The organism is Streptomyces longispororuber (assembly GCF_024448165.1).
In the GTDB taxonomy this organism is placed as follows: Bacteria; Actinomycetota; Actinomycetes; order Streptomycetales; family Streptomycetaceae; genus Streptomyces; species Streptomyces longispororuber_A.
This window is the reverse complement of record NZ_JAMOLN010000419.1, coordinates 1-2510: the sequence shown is the minus strand read 5'-3', so window position 1 is coordinate 2510 and position 2510 is coordinate 1. Positions and strand designations below refer to the sequence as shown.

At 69.8% G+C, this 2510-nt stretch carries 3 protein-coding genes; 2 read left to right on the top strand and 1 reads right to left on the bottom strand.

All coding sequences use genetic code 11. The features are described from left to right. Nucleotides 1-348, top strand: a 348-nt coding sequence (locus M4J07_RS47600) for an RICIN domain-containing protein (protein ID WP_255983628.1), incomplete at its 5' end; no start/stop codon positions are given. Nucleotides 349-551: 203 nt separating this feature from the next. Here the strand turns inward: M4J07_RS47600 and M4J07_RS47595 are convergent. After that, nucleotides 552-1640 (bottom strand): zinc-binding dehydrogenase, encoded by a 1089-nt coding sequence (locus M4J07_RS47595; protein ID WP_255983626.1) that lies wholly within the window; start codon nucleotides 1638-1640, stop codon nucleotides 552-554. A gap of 235 nt (nucleotides 1641-1875) precedes the next feature. Between M4J07_RS47595 and M4J07_RS47590 the strand changes: the two genes are divergently transcribed. Further along, a partial coding sequence (locus tag M4J07_RS47590; RefSeq protein WP_255983624.1) for a TetR/AcrR family transcriptional regulator occupies nucleotides 1876-2510 on the top strand: 635 nt, incomplete at its 3' end.

Genomic DNA, 2510 nt, shown 5'->3' with positions numbered 1-2510 from the left:
GGTGAGTGCCTGCGCGAGAACTCCGAAACCGGCCTCAAGGGCGACCGCTGCACCACCGGACGCGGCAGCCTCCTGTGGCAGTGGAACGGCCGGCTCAACACCAGCACCACTCTGAAGAACAACTTCTGGGGCCGCTGCCTCGACAGCAATGACCGAGGCGACGTCTACCCCCTGCGCTGCAACGGCAGCTCATACCAGAAGTGGCGCACCGTCCAGCCCGCCGCCCGCAGCGCCATCATGCTCCAAAGCGTCGGCACGGGCCGCTGCCTCTACCAGCAGGATGACGGCTACTACCGCACTGCCCGCTGCGACCGAGGCGCCCAGAACCAGCGCTTCACCATCGGCTGAACGGACCTCTGAACCGCTTCAGGATGCCGCCGGGCGAGCAGCTCTTCTTTCCGCCTCGGTGGCGCAGGTGGCCGCGGATCGCGCGGGATGCCTACGTGTGGTCCGCCAGAACCATGGTGAGCGGGCGCATCACCGCCCCCCGCTTGTGACACCGCGCCGCCTCGGAGACGGCGGGGTGTCACGAGCGGCGAGGTGGTCGTCGCTCAGGAGAAGTCGGTGATGACGACGCGGGCGGTGGCGCCGTCCTTGAGTGCCTCGTAGCCGGCGTCGATCTCGGACAGCGCGATCTTCTTCGAGACCAGGGCGTCGAGGTTCATCCTGCCCTGCAGGTAGAGCGAGGCGTAGAAGGGAATGTCGCGCTTCAGGTTCGACGAGCCCATGTAGACGCCCTGGACCTTCTGCGAGGCGCTCAGCGTGGCGATCGAGTTGACGTCGATGCCCGCGTCGTTGGCGCTCACGCCGATCAGGTACAGACCGCCGCCCTTGCCGAGCATCTGGAAGCCCTGAGTGGTGACCGGACGCGCGCCGACGAAGTCGAAGACGTGGTCGGCGCCGTGGCCGGTGATGTCACGGACGGCCTCGACCGGGTCGGTGGTGCGGGAGTTCAGGACGTGAGTGGCGCCGAACGCCTTGGCGCGCTCCAGCTTGGCGTCCTCGATGTCGGTCACGATGATCTTCTCGGCGCCGGCGATCCGGGCACCGCTGACCGCGTTCATGCCGACGCCGCCCGCACCGATGACCACCACGGTGTCGCCCTGGCGGACCTCGGCGCTGTTCAGCACGGCGCCGGCGCCGGTCAGGACGCCGCAGCCGATGAGGGCGGCCGGGGCCCACGGCATCTCGTCGGGGACGACGGCGAGCTGGTTCTCGTGGACGAGGGTCTCCTGGGCGAAGCCGCCCAGGCCCATGCCCTGCGCCACCGGCTTGCCGTTCCAGGTGATCCGCGCGGGCTGTCCCGACTCACGGAGCGTGGCCTCGGGGCGGAGGCAGATGTGGGTGCGGCCGCTGAGGCAGTTCACGCAGGCGCCGCAGTACTGGATGAGGCTGCCGACGACGTGGTCGCCGACCTTGACCTGGGTGACCTGGGGGCCGATCTCGGTGACCACGCCGGCCACCTCGTGACCGAGGACCACGGGGAACTCGTCGCCGATGAACGTGGCGACGCTGAGGTCGGAGTGGCACAGGCCGGAGGCTTGGACCTGGACGCGGACCTCGTGCCCGATCGGCTCCGCGAGGTCGACCTCCTCGACGACGAATCCCTGACCGAGCCCCTTGGTGACGGATGCCTTCATGACGCTGCTTCTTTCCTGTACGTACCGTCGGCGCCCGCCGGTGCGGAGTGCCGAGTGGGGGCCGCGTGGGCCGGGGCACTCGGTTCGGGTGCCGGGACGGACGCGGTCACGGGGCGGCCCGTCAGAAGGTCCCGGGCCGCTCTGCCACACGAATGGAGTGTCACACCATTTGCCCGAAAAGAAAAGAGACACCTGTCGATCAGCACTGGTGGAAGGCGTGCACTAGGCTTGGCGTATGTCAGGACATGCAGCAGGCGCCTCCGCGAGTCGGCCCTCCACCGCGGACACCCCCGGAGGCGGACCTGGCAGCGGGGCCGAGGGCGGGCCGACCGTCGACGTCCGCGTTCAGCGCACCCGGGCGCGACTGCGCGAAGCCGTGCTCCGGCTGGCCACCGAACAGCCGGTCGAGGACATCTCGGTCGCCGATCTCGTACGCGCCGCGCGCGTCAACCGCACCACCTTCTACAAGCACGCCGACAGCCCTGCGGCCGTGCTCGCACAGGTGCTGTACGAGGACCTCGACCAGGTCCGCTCCAAGTGGATCGACGACACACTGACCTCCGGCCTGCCCGCGCACGAGGTCTGGGAGCGCGCCTCCACGGCACTGATCGGCCACCTGGGGCGGCACGACGCCCTCTACACCGTCGGGCTCGTCGGCCGACGCAGCCCCGTGCTGCACCGCCTCCTGGTCGACCACTTCATCGCCTCGGTCCGCACCCTCCTCGAACGCCAACCGGAGATGCTCCCCGCCGCCCCCTCAGACCAGGGCGACACCGGAGCCGCTGCGCCGGGTGCCTACGGCCCGGTCGACTGGCGCATCGACGCCTACAGCCGCTTCGTCGCCCACGGCGAGGTCGGTCTCGTGGAGGC